This is a genomic window from Pantoea sp. WEP (assembly GCF_041678305.1).
Classification (GTDB): Bacteria; Pseudomonadota; Gammaproteobacteria; order Enterobacterales; family Enterobacteriaceae; genus Pantoea; species Pantoea dispersa.
In genome coordinates this window covers 379,026-394,377 of record NZ_JBGNXB010000002.1, presented here as the reverse complement: position 1 = coordinate 394,377, position 15,352 = coordinate 379,026, and the positions used below count along the sequence as shown (strand labels likewise).

Here is a 15,352-nt window from a genome sequence, read left to right as displayed (position 1 = left end):
TACGCCTTATCCCTGCGAATCATCCTTTTCGCCGAGGAAGAAATACCACAGCGGAATCGACATCAGCGCGGTGAACACCGTGGTGTAAAGCGCGATCATAAAGCCCTGCGTCAGATACATGGTCAGCGTCCAGTGGCTGAACGGGATGCCGTATTGATCGATCACGCCGCCGATAATCGCATTGCTCATCACCGTACCGACAATCAGCGCCAGAATAAACAGCCCACGCAGGTAGTAACGCATCTCCTTGCGTTTCACCGTGAAACGCGCCCGCACGATACCGAGCGGCGACTGCTGCGCGGCGAGAATTTCCGCTTCGCTCATCGGCGCACGCTGTTGTCTGCGCCAGCGCAGTACATCCACCAGCACGAAGGCCAGCAGGCTGACGCCCATCACCGGCAGGGCATAACCGAGCGCCAGCGCCAGCATCAGGCAGACCCCTTTGGCATAGTGCGGCAGCGCCAGCCAGCTTGCGCTCAGGGTTTGCGCCGGGCTGGCCTGATCCAGCGCCGGGCGGCGCAGCCACCACATGCGATAACCCAGCACAATCATGCTGCATAAACCCAGGCCAAACAGCGCCAGCAACAGCTGATTAGGCCAGCCAAACAGCACGCCCATGTGCGCATCGACACCCCAGCGCGTCAGTTTTGCCACCAGCGGGAAGCGATCAAACCAGACGTGATCGACAATCGCGAAGCTTTGCGGATTCACGGACACCGCATCCACCTGCGTGGGCCAGCTGCGATCAATCTCACTCACCGTCCAGGTTTTGCCCTCGCTTTTCGGCTGGCGCAGCTCCACTTTAGCCGCGCGGATGCCATCCTGACGTGCCGCCGCCAGCACGCGATCCCAGTCAGCGTCGGCGGCATTTGCCGGCAGTAACTTCGCTGGCTGCGTCGCCGGTTTCGCCATCGACGACATCGGCATGCTGGTCATGTCCATGTCCGGCATACTGCGGTGATCGGCGTGAGGATCCGCCGGCGCGGCGGGCGCATCACCGCTGAGCGACGTATTCACCTGTGGCGTCAGCCAGTTAAGCTCGGTGCGCATCTTATCGATATTGCTACCTGCCCATTGTGACCAGGTGAGGCCGGTAACGGAGAAGAACAGCAGCCCGAGCAGCAGCGTCAGCCCCAGCGTGATGTGCCAGTGCCGGGTGAAGGCAAACCCCTTTCGCACGGTTTTCAGCCGGCGTTTTGGTCGCGTGCCCAGCCACAGCAGCACGCCGCCCAGCGCGGCCACCCACAGCCAGCTCGCCGCCAGTTCGCTGTAGTTGCGACCAAAGTCACCGAGTAACAGGCTGCTGTGCAGCAGATCGAGCGTGGTGCGCAGCGGCAACACGCCACTGGTGCCGTACACCGTCATGTCGCCGGTTACTTTGAGGCTGTAGGGATCGATAAACACCGCGCGCGACTGCGACGGACCGAGTGTGGCATCGCTGAACTGTACGCGCGTGGTATCGCGCGCGGCGGGGGCAGGTCGAACCGCATAAATGTGCTGATTTTCGCCCGCATAGGCGCGTGCCGCGGCGATCTGCGCCGAGAGCGGTTGCGCATTGCCCTGCGGCTGCGCGGTGAGCGCATCAGCGTAGATCAGATTTTCCAGCTGCGGCGTCAGCACATACAGCGTGCCGCTGAGCGCCGCCACGAAGATGAACGGCGCGACAAACAGGCCAATGTAAAAGTGTAAGCGGCGTAGCAGATTAAGCACCGCGCCGCGCGGTGCTGCAGAGTGAACAGCAGACAAAGCCGTCTTCCTTCCGATAAGAGAATGTCAGGGCACAGCGCAGGCGTTGTACCGATTAATGAGATTCAGCAGGAAAGAAAAACCGGTGGCGCGCGCGGACGATGGGTACCGCTGAAGCGGCGCGGCCGGGGTGCCACCAGCGGCGGCAGCGGTGGGGCGCGCGAGATCACCAGCATCAGCCAGATGAACGGGATAAACATCCACATCATCAGCGGAACATGCACCAGCAAATCACAATAGCCGCAGGCAAATTCGCCGTCGTCCATGTTGTGATGCATCATGCCCGGCATCGCCATCTCCATCGGCATATCGTGATGGTGCATTGGCATGGCAGATGATGGACTATGCGACGCCACGGGGACAATGCGCGTTTGCCGCTCCAGCAGCGTTTTCGACACAATCGGCGCGACGAACAGCAGCAGCACCGCCACAATGGCGACGCAGGCGGTCAGGCGCTGGCGAAAGTGATAGGAAAACGTCATGGCAAATACTGAGTGCTTCAACAAATGAGGCCGAAGTGTAACGCGATTGCCGCACAAGGGTTAATAAAAGTGAGGCTGGGAGCGACAAAATTCACACCTTTTGAAAAGGGTCACTTAACGTGGTGTGTTTGTTAACTTAATTGCAACCTGATGAGTACATTAGAGAAACACTATTTCTCATTGCTTAAGGATGAGTGAAGTCTGATGGCAAGAACTGTCATTGCTCAGAATTTGTGGTCGCCATTAATGGCGACCCTACAAGGTATTTGCACTATTTGCACAGGGTGCGCATTGATCCGCACCGATATAAACAGGCCACTTGCAGCTTTATTACAAGGCGTCACGTCATTTATTGCGGCCTGTAGGCAGTTGCACGATTTACACATGACGGCGCATTGATACGGACCGTTGTAATCAGGTCACTTGCAACTTTATTGAACGGCATCGATCGCAATCAGCAAGGAATTACACGATTTTCGTAGGGTGCGCATTTATGCGCACCGATATAAACGGGCGGCTCGTTGTTTAACTCTTTTCATTTACAGGGAAGACTCTCAGTATGAGCCGGGCCTTAAAATATCGATCGCCCCAGCCGCTCCGTGAGTTTCTCCAGCATGGCGGTGCCGGCCAGCGAGTTACCGGAATGATCCAGCGCCGGTGACCAGACGGCAATACTCATCTCACCGGGAATCACTGCGACAATCCCGCCGCCGACGCCGGATTTAGCCGGCATGCCCACGCGCCAGGCAAACTCTCCGGCGCCGTCGTACATGCCGCTGGTCATCATCAGTGCGTTCACCTGCCGCGCCTGGCGTGCAGAGATCACCGCCCACTCATCATCCAGCGTGCGGCCGTGATTGGCGAGATAGAGAAACGTGCGCGCCAGTTCGCTGCAGCTCATCGCCAGCGAGCAGTAGTGAAAGTAGGTTTCCATTACTTTACTGACGTCATTATGAAAGTTGCCAAACGACTTCATCAGCCAGGCAATGGCGGCGTTACGCGCCGAGTGCTCATACTCTGAACGCGCGACCACACGGTCATACTGAATGTCCGGCTGCTGTGCCAGACGACGCACAAACTCCAGCATGCGCTGGCGCGGCGCGGTGAGCCGGCTTTCCAGCAAATCGCACATTACCAGCGCGCCGGCGTTAATGAATGGATTGCGCGGCTTTCCCTGTTCCAGTTCAAGCTGCACCAGTGAATTGAATGCCTGGCCGGATGGCTCTTTGCCTACGCGCTGCCAGATCTCGGCGTCCTCATACAGCGTCAGCGCGACGGTGAGCGACAGGACTTTGGAGATGGACTGGATTGAAAAGCGCGTGCCCGCATCGCCGGCCTGGTAGCTGCGTCCATCGGCGGTGGCAATGGCGATGCCCAGTTGATCGGCATCCACGCCGGCCAGCGCCGGGATATAATCTGCCACTTTGCCCTGACGGGTGAGGGGGCGTACGTCCGTGATAATCTCTTCAAGCAATGCATTACTGAGTTCCGACACCTTGTGGCTCCGGGGTGACTAATCCTGGCGCGATCATGGTGATTTGCCGTCGGCGCGTCAATCCACCGCGCAAAATTCTGTGAGCACGCTGCAGCAAGCCTGCACCGTGTTGTGGATTTTCTGCCCGGTTTGTTGCGCCCGATCGCAACCCAGCCTGGCGCCTACGCCACATTGCGCGGCCTGAGGTAAAATTATGTTGCGAATGATTGAGTTACCGATCAGGCAATTTTGGTTATGCTAAGCCCCAACTCTTTCCGGCGCTGCCAATGCGCTCAACCGTTGTAATTGAGGATGACGATGTCTGCCTTACCTGATGCCACCGAGCCTGCCAACGCGATGCGCGCCGGGCGCTTTATGCTGCTGCAAAAATTGCTGCGACGCGATAAAACCCCGCTGGCATTGCTGCTGCTGGCCGCGCTGGTCGGTATCCTCACCGGGCTGGTCGGGGTGGCTTTCGATCGCGCGGTCAATTTTATTCTCCACCTGCGGATCGGCTGGCTGACGGAGCGGGCGGATAACCTGGCCATGGCGTTGCTGAGCGCGTTTTTTATCTCGGCGCTGCTGGGCGGCATCGGCTATTTTCTGGTGCGCCGCTTCGCGCCAGAGGCGGGAGGCTCGGGCATTCCGGAAATCGAGGGCGCGCTGGAAGAGCTGCGTCCGGTGCGCTGGTGGCGTGTGCTGCCGGTTAAATTTATCGGCGGCATGGGCGCGCTGGGCTCTGGCATGGTGCTGGGACGCGAAGGACCCACGGTGCAGATTGGCGGCAACATCGGTGGTATGTGCCTCGATCTGTTTCGCGTGCGCGATTCTGAATCGCGTCATACGCTGCTGGCGACCGGTGCCGCGGCGGGGCTTTCGGCGGCGTTCAACGCGCCGCTGGCCGGCATTTTGTTCATTATCGAAGAGATGCGCCCGCAGTTTCGCTATAGCCTGATATCGATAAAAGCGGTGTTTGTTGGCGTGATTATGTCGAGCATTGTCTTTCGCGTGCTCAACGGTAACGAAGCCATCATTAATATCGGTCAGCTGCGTGACGCGCCCACTGAGACGCTGTGGCTCTATCTGGTACTGGGTGTGCTGTTTGGCGGCTGCGGCGTGGCGTTCAACCGGCTGATATTTCTCGCACAGGACCAGTTTCAGCGCCTGCATCTCGGACGTACCGGGCGCTGGGTGCTGTTCGGTAGCCTGCTGGCCGGACTGTGCGGCGTACTGGGTTTACTGCTGCCGCAGGCGGTGAGCGGCGGAACGACGCTGATTCCGGATTTCGCTACCGGGCACTATGGCGCGCTGGCGCTGTTTGCTCTCTTCGCGCTGCGCACGCTGGTCACCATTTGCTGCTTCTCTTCAGGCGCGCCGGGCGGAATTTTTGCGCCCATGCTGACGCTGGGCACGCTGCTGGGCACCTGCTTTGGTCAGTTGAGCGCCGACTGGTTCCCGCATTATCAGCTGGAAGCCGCCACCTTTGCCGTCGCCGGGATGGGCGCGCTGTTCGCCGCCTCGGTGCGCGCGCCGCTTACCGGCATCGTGCTGGTGCTGGAAATGACCAATAACTATCAACTGATTCTGCCGATGATCATCACCTGTCTGGGCGCGACGCTGGCGGCGCAGTTCTTTGGTGGCAAACCGCTTTATTCCTCAATCCTGGCGCGCACCCTTGCCAAAGCACAGCTCACTAACCGCGCCAGCGCCCGGACGGAATAGGGATTATCCCGGCTTATCGAAGCGCGACTCAAGCCGGGTGGAAAGATATCACCTCACGCCCGGCTTTTAACCCATCTGATGCGCTGGCTGAGGCTCCAGAGCATCAGTGCGGCGAGGGCGATGCTGCCGAGCACGGCGAAAGCGACCTGATAAGACCAGGCGGCGGCGATGCTGCCTGTCAGTGCCGGGCTGCATGCCGCGCCCACGCCCTGCATCAGCATGACGAAACTCTGGCCGGCATTGGTGTGTCCGCTGCCGTCAAGCACGCTGACGATGTAGCCCGGTACTGCCACGCCCAGCAGCCCGGCGGCCAGACCATCAAGAATCTGTACCGGTACCATCGCATAGGTGCCATCGAACAGGGAGGCGATGCCGGCACGCACCGGCAGCACCACCAGCGCGAGGGTTATCAGCAGCGGGAAACCGAGGCGGCTGGCGTTTCGGGCGGCGAATAACGCCACGGGAATCATCACGCATTGCGAAATCACCACGGTTGCAGCGGTATAAACACCCGGGCTGAGCTGTCCGCTGTGCGTTGCCGCCGCGCGAATGCCCAGCATCGGCAACAGCGCGGCGTTGCCGAGGTGAAACAGCAGCAGCGTCAGGCCGGTAATCAGCAGCACCGGATTGCGCAGCAGGGCAGAGAAACCCGGAAGCTCTGCGGCCTGCTGTCCGGCACCGCCGCGCGCCGCGCGGTCATCGATCGCGTTACGCTGAATGGCGGCCACGGCAAAACATGCGCACAGTGCCATCGCGGTCATCAGGATAAAAACCGCATCGGTGCCCCACAGCCAGACCGCAAACCCGGCAAACAGCGCGGCAGTCATATTGCCGCCATGATTGAACGCCTCGTTTCTCCCCATCTGCTGGCTGAACCCCTGAGAGCCGGTCAGGCCGAGGGTGACGCCGGTCAGTAACGGGGCAATAAGCGCGGCCGCGAGACCGGTAACCACCTGCGAGCCAACTACCACTCCACCGTAAGGAAACCACCACAGCATTAGGGTGGCCAGCGTAATGAGCAGTGAGGCCAGAATCAGCAGCCCTTTTTTCTGGTGCGTGGCATCGGTTGCCAGACCCGCCGGCAGCGTAGCCAGCAGTCCGGCTAAACCGCCGGCTGTCATCGCCCAGCCAATATCATCCGCTCTCCAGCCATGTTCAGTAAGAAAGATCCCCAGGAAAGGGCCGAGTCCATCCCGCACGTCGGCCATGAAAAAATTGACCAGACACAACGCCTGGAGAGACCGCAAAGCAGCGGGATGCGCTATCGGATTTGCATTCATGTTGTGATGAAGAAAGAGTGGAGGATGGTGACAAGCATAGAGCAGCAATGTGACATCGTAAATTAGCGCAGCGCGATTGGCGCACCGCTCGTACTGCGCTATACATCGCCCGCCGACTCACGGATAATTTGCTGTCTTACGCCCTTACAGAGATAAGCAATGCTGGAAAATCATCCGTCGCGTGACGCCATCAGGCTGGAGAATGTGCTGGCCGCGCTGGGCAATCCGATGCGCATGGCAGTAGTCGCGCTGCTGGCACAGGGGGAGGAGCGCAGCTGCGGTTCGCTGCTGCAAGGCGTATCCAAATCAACCTTAACCCATCACTGGCGGGTACTGCGTGACAGCGGCGTAATCTGGCAAAAACCCTCTGGCCGCGAGAATCTGCTGTCACTGCGGCGCGACGATCTGGACGCGCGCTTTCCTGGTCTGCTTGATGCGCTGCTCAGCGCCGCCGTTGACGATGCCGCCACCCGAAGCGCGCTGCAGGCTTTTCAGCACGCGGAGTAGCGCCCTTTTCGCCGGAGCGGCTGCAATTGCAACAGCCTGGCGACAGCGGCTGCTGCATCCGCAACAGACATTCCTCATCCTCTCATTCAGTTAGCCCGCAAATCAGGCGTTTAATCTCTGCCAGGAACTGGCACGCTCACTGCATAGCCTCTTATAGCAAAAAGCATTAATGAAGATAATTTTCCGTTAATCCAGCTATAAGAAGTCTCAGGAGAAACCTATGTCACAGGTAAAACCGCTGCAGTTTGCTTACTGGGTGCCTAATGTTTCAGGGGGTTTAGTCATCAGTCAGATCGAGCAGCGCACGCGCTGGGACGCGGAGTACAACCGTGAACTGGCGAAAATCGCTGAACGCGCTGGCTTCGATTATGCCCTGACGCAGATTCGCTTCACCGCCGGCTATGGCGCGGATAATCAGCACGAATCAGTCACCTTCTCTCAGGATCTGCTGAGCCACACCACAAAACTTAAAGTGATTGCCGCGCTGCTCCCGGGGCCGTGGAACCCGACGCTGGCGGCGAAGCAGATCGCTACCATCAGCCATCTGTACGGTCCGCGCATCGCGGTGAACATTGTCAGCGGCTGGTTTCGCGGCGAGTTCAAAGCGATTGGTGAACCCTGGCTCGATCACGAAGAGCGCTATCTGCGTTCGGAAGAGTTTATTCGCTGCCTGCGCGGCATCTGGCGTGAAAGCAGCTTCAGCTTCGCCGGAGATTTTTATCGCTTCCGCGACTACTCGCTCAAGCCTAAACCACTCGATCCGCTACCGGAAATTTTTCAGGGCGGCAGCTCGCGCGCCGCGCGGGACATGGCTTCACGGGTGTCTGACTGGTACTTCACCAACGGCAACACGCCACAGGGCGTACGCCAGCAGGTGGACGATATCCGCGCCAAAGCCGCCGTCAATCAGCACGCCGTTAAAATCGGCCTGAATGGTTTTGTCATCGCCCGCGAGAGCGAACAGGAAGCTCTCGCGGTGCTGCAGGAGATCATCGCCAAAGCCAATCCGGATGCAGTGAAAGGCTTTCAGCATGAGGTGAAAAATGCCGGCAGCGCGTCGCCGGAAGGCGAGGGCAACTGGGCCAAATCCTCCTTCGAGGATCTGGTGCAATACAACGACGGTTTCAAAACCAATCTGATTGGCACGCCGCAGCAAATTGCTGAGCGCATCATGGAGCAGAAACGCGCTGGCGTGGATTTACTGCTGCTGGCGTTTCTGCATTTCCATGAAGAGGTGGAGTTCTTTGGGCGTGAAGTGATCCCACGCGTGCGCGAACTGGAACGACAGGAGGCGCTTAACGCCGTCACGGTCTGAGGTCAGATAGCGCGGTCGCGTCCGGCCAGCAGCGCCATCGCCATTTGCAGCGCGCTTACTGCCAACAGCATCAGCAGCGGGAGCTGCCAGCTGCCGCTGACATCATGCAGCATGCCGAAGCACAGCGGTCCCAGCGCCGCCAGCCCGTAACCCACGCACTGCGCCATGCCGGAGAGTTTCGAGGCCTGGCGATGGTCCCGGGTGCGTAAATTAAACAGTGACAGGCTGATCAGCAGCGAGGCGCCCGCACCGAGGCCTGCCAGAATCAGCCACAATAGCGACCATGCGGGTGCCAGCAGCAGGCCGGTCACCGCGATGAAGATCGACAGCGAGGCCAGCAGCCCGATCAGACGCTGATCGCGCAGCTGCTTCAGCGCCCGCATACAGGCCAGATTGGAGGCGATCGCCACAATTTGATAGACGAACAACATGCCGCCCGCCTGCAGCTGACTGATGCCATTATCCTGTGCGAACGGGGTAAACCAGCCAATCAGGGTATAAAACAGTAACGACTGGCTGGCCATGAACAGCGAAACCTGCCAGCCGATCGCGGAACGCCACGGCGAACGCGTTACGGTGACCTCTGTCGCGCGCTGCTCATGCGTCGCGGGATTTTTCAGCTGCGGCAGCCATGCCAGCAGCGCGATCAGCGCCGGAATCAGCCAGACCGCCAGCGACAAACGCCAGCCGGCGCTGCTGAGTTCGGCCAGCGGCACGGCCACGCCGGAAGCGATGCTGGCGGTGATGCCCATGGTCATGGCATACAGCCCGATATAACGCGCGGTATGCGCGGTGTAATCCCGCTTAATCAGCGGCGGCAGCAGGACGTTGGCCGCCGCGATCCCGCTGCTGAGAATCAGCGTACCCAGCCACAGTGCCGTTTCGCTGCCGCTGATTCGCAGCAGTGAACCCAGGACGATCAGCAGTAACGCCCCCCACAGACTGCGCTCCAGGCCAAAGCGATTGCCAAACCAGGCGGCTGGCGGAGCCAGCGTGGCGAACATCAGCAGCGGTAAAAAGTTAATCACGCCGGCAGCGCTGGCGCTCAGGCCAAATGTCAGGCGAATATTTTCCAGTACCGGCCCGGTGGCGGTGATGGGCGTGCGTAAGTTGGCGGCGGTCAGTAACAGCAGCAGCAGGAAAAAGCCGGAACGACGCAGGGCAGAATCAGCAGATAAAGCGGTATGGGACATGTTTGCGCACCATAGAAATGAGGCAGAAAGTCTCTGCATATGGTGCGTTGATTGACGTTAACGCGTACGCAGCAGCCTTGACCGCTGAACCGCTGGCTATACTAACCAGCTGTTAAATCGATGTAAAGCAGACCCACCCGGCCGCCATGCAGGATAACCTTCTTGCCGCTTTGCTTATCTGACGGTGATAGCACGCGTCCGTGACCTGGCTGGTATTTACGCTGCCGGTGCGTTTTTTTGCCGGGGACTTGCGCCTTTCGCTATCCACGTCCACCTTTATACTCTCACTCTTCGCAAATGGACCAATGATGCTCTGGTTATGGAATGCGCTTATCCTGCTGGCTACCGTGATACTGATGGAGATCGTCGCGGCGCTGTCGCATAAATACATTATGCATGGCTGGGGATGGGGCTGGCATTTGTCGCATCATGAACCGCATGAGAGCAAATTTGAGCTCAACGACCTGTATGCCGTGGTGTTTGCGCTGCTGTCGATTGGTCTGATTTGGCTGGGTGTCAACGGTGTCTGGCCGCTGCAATGGATTGGCGCTGGCATGACGACCTATGGCGCGCTCTATTTTATGGTGCATGACGGCCTGGTCCATCAACGCTGGCCGTTCCGCTATATTCCACGCAAAGGCTATCTGAAGCGATTGTATATGGCGCACCGCATGCATCATGCGGTGCGGGGACGGGAAGGCTGCGTTTCCTTTGGCTTTCTTTACGCCCCGCCGCTGCACAAGCTGCAGGCGACGCTGCGCCAGCGCCATGGGCGTCGTGTCAACGCGGACGCTGCCACAGACCGGCAGGACGCGCCTGGGGATGAGCAAGGCGCGAAGTAAGCGCGACGCCGGCCCCTTTCACCAGCAGCGCCAGCTTTTCGCCTTTACTGGTGCGCTGGCGCGCATCCCACGCCCGGGCACCGGCATGCTGCACCTTCACGCCAATTTCACGGTAAACGCCGCGCGCGGTGGCGATCGCCCATGCCGAACGGAGCGGCAGTCCGGGCAGCCCGCTGCGCGCTGACTGATAGTAAGGTTCAGCCTCGCTCACCAGACGCGCTGCCAGCGGGGCCAGCGCTGCGCGATGTTGCGGATCGGCAAGCTGGGCGGCGCTCAGTCCGGCCTCATCCAGCCAGCTCTGCGGCAGATAGCAGCGGCCATTCTCCGCGTCCTCAACGATATCCCGCGCGATATTGGTCAGCTGAAACGCCAGACCCAAATCACAGGCGTGATCGAGTACGCGCTCATCACGTACGCCCATCACGCGCGCCATCATTAACCCCACCACGCCGGCCACGTGATAGCAGTAACGCAGCGTGTCCCCGAAACACGCGTAACGTTCTTCACGCGCATCCATCGCAAACCCTTCCAGATGATCAAACGCCAGCTGCTGGGGAAGCTGATGCGTCAGCGCCACTTCCTGAAAGGCACGAAACGCCGGTTCATCCATGTGGGCACCGCTGTAGGCGCGGCGGGTTTCGATTTGCAGGTGGCGCATCCGCGCCTGTGCATCCGCTACCGCGTGCTGCGTGCCGCCTTCGCCCAGCGTCTGACCATCTATCACATCGTCACAGTGACGACACCATGCGTACAGCATCAGCGTACTGCGGCGCGTTGGAGGATCAAACAGCCGGGTAGCGCTGGCGAAACTTTTGGAGCCCTGCGCCATGGTTTGCGTGACCTGCTCAATCAGCGGCGGTTGGTTCATCCGGTCAGATCCTCCACCATCAGCTGGGCGGTGGCTTTCGCGGAGCCGATCACGCCTGGCACACCGGCACCGGGATGCGTGCCAGCCCCCACCAGATAAAGGTTAGCAATGTCGGCATCGCGGTTATGCGGCCGGAACCAGGCGCTTTGCGTCAAAATGGGTTCGAGCGAAAACGCTGAGCCCTGATGCGCGTGCAGCGTGTCGCGAAAATCAAACGGCGTAAACATACGGTGTGTCACTAACTGCTGTCGCAGACCCGGCATATAGTGCTCCTCAAGATAAGCAAAAATGCGATCGCGCAAGCGCGGTCCTTCCTGTTGCCAGTCAATTGCGGCGGTGCCGAGATGCGGCACCGGTGCCAGCACGTAAAAACTGCCGCAGCCCGCCGGTGCCAGCGACGGATCGCTGGAGCAGGGCGCGTGCAGATACAGCGAGAAATCTTCCGCCAGCTGGCTGCTATTGAAGATCTCATCGATCAATTCACGATAGCGCGGACCAAAGCACACCGTGTGGTGCGCCAGCTGCGGGTGGGCATGATTAAGACCAAAATAGAGTACAAACAGCGAGTTGCTCATCCGCTTGCGCTTCAGCGTTGCCGCGCGTTTACGCGCCGCAGGATGCTGGCTTAACAGGCGATCGTAGGTATGCACCACGTCAGCATTTGACGCAACGGCGGCGGCGGCAAAACGGCGCCCATCCTTCAGCTGGACACCGCTGATGCGGTTACCCTCGGTCTCCAGCTGGCTGACTTCGGCGTTGAGCAGCAGTTCACCGCCCAAATCGCGAAACAGCCGCGCCATGCCATCAACCAGCGCACCGGTACCGCCGCGCGGAAACCACACGCCCCATTCGCGCTCCAGTGCGTGAATTAAGGTATAGATCGAAGACGTTGCAAAAGGATTACCGCCGACCAGCAACGAGTGAAAGGAAAAAGCCTGGCGCAGATGATCGTCCTGAATAAATTTCGCCACCATGCTGTAGACACTGCGCCAGGCCTGCAGCCGACCTAACTGTGGCCCGGCACGCAGCATGTCGCGGAAATGCAGAAAAGGCACGGTGCCCAGTTTCAGATAGCCCTCACGAAACACATCCTGTGAATAGGCCAGAAACTGGCGGTAACCGGCGACATCCTGCGGGTTAAAAGTAGCAATCTGCTGCTCCAGCTGCGCCTGATTGTTGTCGTAGTCCAGCTGCCTGCCGTCTTCCCAGCACAGGCGATAAAACGGCGTCACCGGCATCAGGTCGACATAATCACTGAGTTGCTTGCCTGCCAGCGTAAACAGCGCCTCGATAGCACTGGGATCGGTAATCACCGTCGGACCGGCATCAAAGGTAAAACCCTGATCCTGATAAACATAGGCGCGCCCGCCAGGCTTATCGCGCTGCTCCAGCAGCGTGACCGGCACGCCGGCCGCTTGCAGACGAATCGCCAGCGCCAGGCCACCGAAGCCTGCGCCAATCACATAGGTGCGTTTCATTATTTCTTCCCTGGTAACGGAGAGGTCATCATCAATGCGCGCAGCGCTTCGCCGAGAGGGACCGGCGGTTTGCCGCACAGAATGCGTGCTTTATCGCTGAGGCGCAGTTGCCCGGCGTAAAAGCGGCTAATCAATCCGGCGTCAAGCCGGTAAAAACGCTGCATTACGCGCCAGCGCTGTTCAGGCCGTCCGGCAAGAAACAGCATGCGATTTAACAGACGGAAAAAGCGCTGCTCGCGCCAGTGCTGACGGGCAAAGGATTCGATGCAGTGGCTCAGCGTGTGAGCATCGGCGGGCAGCGTGCTGGCAATCTTCTCCGCCAGCGCTACTGCCGCAGGCAGCGAGTAACCGGTGGTGGCGTGAAACAGTCCGGCGCGCAGCCCGCTGCACGGTTGACCGTGCTGCTGTTGCCAGAACTGATCGATATCGCCGCTGAGCGTGATCGGCAGCGAGCCGTGCTCCTCGCGCAGCAGCTGGCGCAGATTCCAGCCGCGCTGGTGGGCATAATCCGTAATGTGCCGGCGCGCCTGTGCGGCATCCAGCGTGGCATGGTTGATGTAGTGGGTATCTTCAATCAGTAAACGGCTGGCGCTGAGCGGCAGGGTGTAAACAAAGCGATAACCCTGCTGTTGATCGACGCTGGCGTCCATCAATATTGGCTGCTGCAGGCCATGCGGCGCGGCCAGCTGCCACTCCTGACCGACAAATGCCTGATAGCCGAGCTGCAGATGCGGTGTCGGCTGCAGTCCGCGTCCGTCAATCACCGCCTGCGCCTGTAACATCCCGCCATCCGCCAGTCTGACCCCGGTGGGCGAGACCTCGCTGACCGGCGCTGCGGTGCGTAGCGCGGCACCGAGCACCTGCTGTAAGTGCCGGGCAAAATCCTCCGAGGCAATCGAGCAATATTCTCCATCCAGCTGGCGACGCAGGGTGGGGAAGCGTACCTGATAACCGGGCCAGCGCGCCGAAAGCAGCGGCTCGAGCCAGCGGAACTGCGCTTCGCTGACGTCTTCGCGATGGAACGACCAGGTATGATTGCCGGCCGGCTGCGCCTGACTCTCCAGCAGCAAAACCTTAAGTGCGGGCTGCAGCTGGCGTAAACGCAGCGCAATCAGCCCGTTGGCCAGGCCGGCACCGACCAGAATGACATCATAAGGTGCGCGCATCAGGTGGCCTCCGCCAGCACGATTTGCTGCTGACACAGCGCCTGCTCGACAATATCCGCCGCGCGCGTACAGCCACCGGCCCGCTGCAGCTGCGCCTGAATGGCTGACATGCGCAGACGATAGCGATCGTCACTCAGCAATTGTTGCAGGTGTCGCTCCAGCTGCGCGACCCGGCTCAAACGTGAGGCGCGCCGGCCGACGCCGTGCCACTCAATACGTGCCGCCACACCGGGCTGATCGAAGGCGATCGGCAGCGCCAGCATCGGCGTGCCACACTCCAGCGCTTCCAGCGCACTGTTCAGACCGGCGTGAGTGATAAACAGTTGCGCATGCTGCAGTGCCGCCCGCTGATCCACAAAATCGGTCACCCACGCAGCACCGGCCAGTCTGAGCTGATGTGCCTGGCTGGCGGTCAACCCGCCACAGTGCGCCACCACCAGCGACAGCTGCTGATTGCGGCAGGCCTGAGCCAGATGCAGAAACAGGCGAAAGCGATGCCCCTGTAGCGTGCCTAGCGAGGCATATACCACCGGCTGGCGCAGCGCTGGCCAGGGTGCGGCGAGCGCGCCGCTAGCGACTGGAGTCCGCAGCGGGCCCACGCTGTGATAGCAGGCTGGCAGTTGCTGACGCGGAAAATCAAAAGCGGGCACCAGCTGACTGATGTGCGCCAGCGGCGACAGACACTGATGTAAGCCATGGCGCTCGGGCAGGCCGAAGGCGCGCGCATGACGAGCGATGACAGCGCCATGACGACGCATGATGCGGTCGTAGATGTCACTGCTGGCCTGATAGCGCTGCAGCGCTTTCTCATTCTGAGCAAAGCGAAAGGGCATTACGGCCAGCGGAATGGCCGCTTCGCGATTGACCGGCAGCGCGCAGGCCACCGACACGAACGGCAGCTGTAACGCCTCTGCCACCAGACCACCCGCCGCTTCCATTTGGTCGGCAATCACGCCATCGACCTGCAGGCGTTTCAGCACCGCGGGCAGTTCGCGGCACAGCATATCAGTGGTGCTGGCCAGATCGTGAATCACGCGAAACAGCGATAGCCCGCCCGGTGCGGCCAGCCGCCTGAGTTCGCTGGAGAGCGATCCGGCAGGATGCGTGCGCTCGCCGACGGCCACAAAGGCAATACGCTCGTCGCTCAGCAAGGTGCGTGCATCGCTTTGCTGAATAAAGGTGATGCGGTGTCCGCGCGCCAGCAGCGTTTGCGCCAGCGCCTGCAATGCGTGAAAGTGGCTGTAGAGCGGTGGCGCAATAACGGCAAAATGCCCCATAG

13 protein-coding genes are annotated in these 15,352 nt (G+C 60.2%); 4 read left to right on the top strand and 9 right to left on the bottom strand.

Annotated features, from left to right (window positions below; all coding sequences use genetic code 11):
* Positions 1–6: 6 nt before the first annotated feature.
* The 3 genes from ABVR31_RS20950 to glsB all read right to left on the bottom strand — a co-directional run bounded on the left by ABVR31_RS20950 (position 7) and on the right by glsB (position 3,723).
* Positions 7–1,746, bottom strand: coding sequence for a DUF2534 family protein (locus tag ABVR31_RS20950; protein ID WP_372774414.1), 1,740 nt, complete (start codon positions 1,744–1,746; stop codon positions 7–9).
* 65 nt (positions 1,747–1,811) lie between these two features.
* On the bottom strand, positions 1,812–2,228 hold the full coding sequence (locus tag ABVR31_RS20945) for a DUF2946 domain-containing protein (RefSeq protein WP_372774412.1): 417 nt from the start codon (positions 2,226–2,228) through the stop codon (positions 1,812–1,814).
* A 571-nt stretch (positions 2,229–2,799) separates the two neighbouring features.
* On the bottom strand, positions 2,800–3,723 hold the full coding sequence (gene glsB / locus ABVR31_RS20940; RefSeq protein ID WP_058758986.1) for a glutaminase B: 924 nt from the start codon (positions 3,721–3,723) through the stop codon (positions 2,800–2,802).
* A gap of 297 nt (positions 3,724–4,020) precedes the next feature.
* On the opposite strand from glsB, the gene clcA reads away from it, so the two are divergent.
* On the top strand, positions 4,021–5,424 hold the full coding sequence (gene clcA / locus ABVR31_RS20935) for a H(+)/Cl(-) exchange transporter ClcA (RefSeq protein ID WP_081315776.1): 1,404 nt from the start codon (positions 4,021–4,023) through the stop codon (positions 5,422–5,424).
* A 53-nt stretch (positions 5,425–5,477) separates the two neighbouring features.
* On the opposite strand, the gene ABVR31_RS20930 is transcribed toward clcA, so the two are convergent.
* Entirely contained in the window at positions 5,478–6,704 is a 1,227-nt protein-coding gene (locus tag ABVR31_RS20930) for an MFS transporter (protein WP_336699146.1), read from the bottom strand.
* Between the two features lie 159 nt (positions 6,705–6,863).
* Here ABVR31_RS20930 and ABVR31_RS20925 point away from each other — a divergent pair, with 159 nt between their 5' ends.
* Complete coding sequence (locus ABVR31_RS20925; protein WP_104093428.1) at positions 6,864–7,211, top strand: helix-turn-helix transcriptional regulator; 348 nt, start codon at positions 6,864–6,866, stop codon at positions 7,209–7,211.
* A 220-nt stretch (positions 7,212–7,431) separates the two neighbouring features.
* Positions 7,432–8,526, top strand: a complete 1,095-nt coding sequence (gene sfnG, locus ABVR31_RS20920; RefSeq protein WP_372774408.1) for a dimethylsulfone monooxygenase SfnG — start codon at positions 7,432–7,434, stop codon at positions 8,524–8,526.
* Positions 8,527–8,528: 2 nt separating this feature from the next.
* Here sfnG and ABVR31_RS20915 read toward each other — a convergent pair whose 3' ends face one another.
* Entirely contained in the window at positions 8,529–9,719 is a 1,191-nt protein-coding gene (locus ABVR31_RS20915; protein ID WP_150058874.1) for an MFS transporter, read from the bottom strand.
* 308 nt (positions 9,720–10,027) lie between these two features.
* Between ABVR31_RS20915 and ABVR31_RS20910 the strand changes: the two genes are divergently transcribed.
* Positions 10,028–10,561, top strand: a complete 534-nt coding sequence (locus ABVR31_RS20910) for a sterol desaturase family protein (RefSeq protein ID WP_022547228.1) — start codon at positions 10,028–10,030, stop codon at positions 10,559–10,561.
* On the opposite strand, the gene crtB is transcribed toward ABVR31_RS20910, so the two are convergent.
* The 4 genes from crtB to ABVR31_RS20890 are packed head-to-tail and all read right to left on the bottom strand — an operon-like array spanning position 10,500 to position 15,350.
* Positions 10,500–11,429 (bottom strand): 15-cis-phytoene synthase CrtB, encoded by a 930-nt coding sequence (crtB, locus tag ABVR31_RS20905; RefSeq protein WP_315659893.1) that lies wholly within the window; start codon positions 11,427–11,429, stop codon positions 10,500–10,502. The genes ABVR31_RS20910 and crtB overlap by 62 nt on opposite strands.
* On the bottom strand, positions 11,426–12,907 hold the full coding sequence (locus tag ABVR31_RS20900; protein WP_288444936.1) for a phytoene desaturase: 1,482 nt from the start codon (positions 12,905–12,907) through the stop codon (positions 11,426–11,428). Before ABVR31_RS20900 ends, crtB begins: the two co-directional genes overlap by 4 nt.
* Entirely contained in the window at positions 12,907–14,073 is a 1,167-nt protein-coding gene (gene crtY, locus ABVR31_RS20895) for a lycopene beta-cyclase CrtY (RefSeq protein ID WP_222952202.1), read from the bottom strand. Before crtY ends, ABVR31_RS20900 begins: the two co-directional genes overlap by 1 nt.
* Positions 14,073–15,350 (bottom strand): glycosyltransferase, encoded by a 1,278-nt coding sequence (locus ABVR31_RS20890; protein WP_372774405.1) that lies wholly within the window; start codon positions 15,348–15,350, stop codon positions 14,073–14,075. The genes crtY and ABVR31_RS20890 overlap by 1 nt, the downstream gene beginning before the upstream one ends.
* Positions 15,351–15,352: the final 2 nt, after the last annotated feature.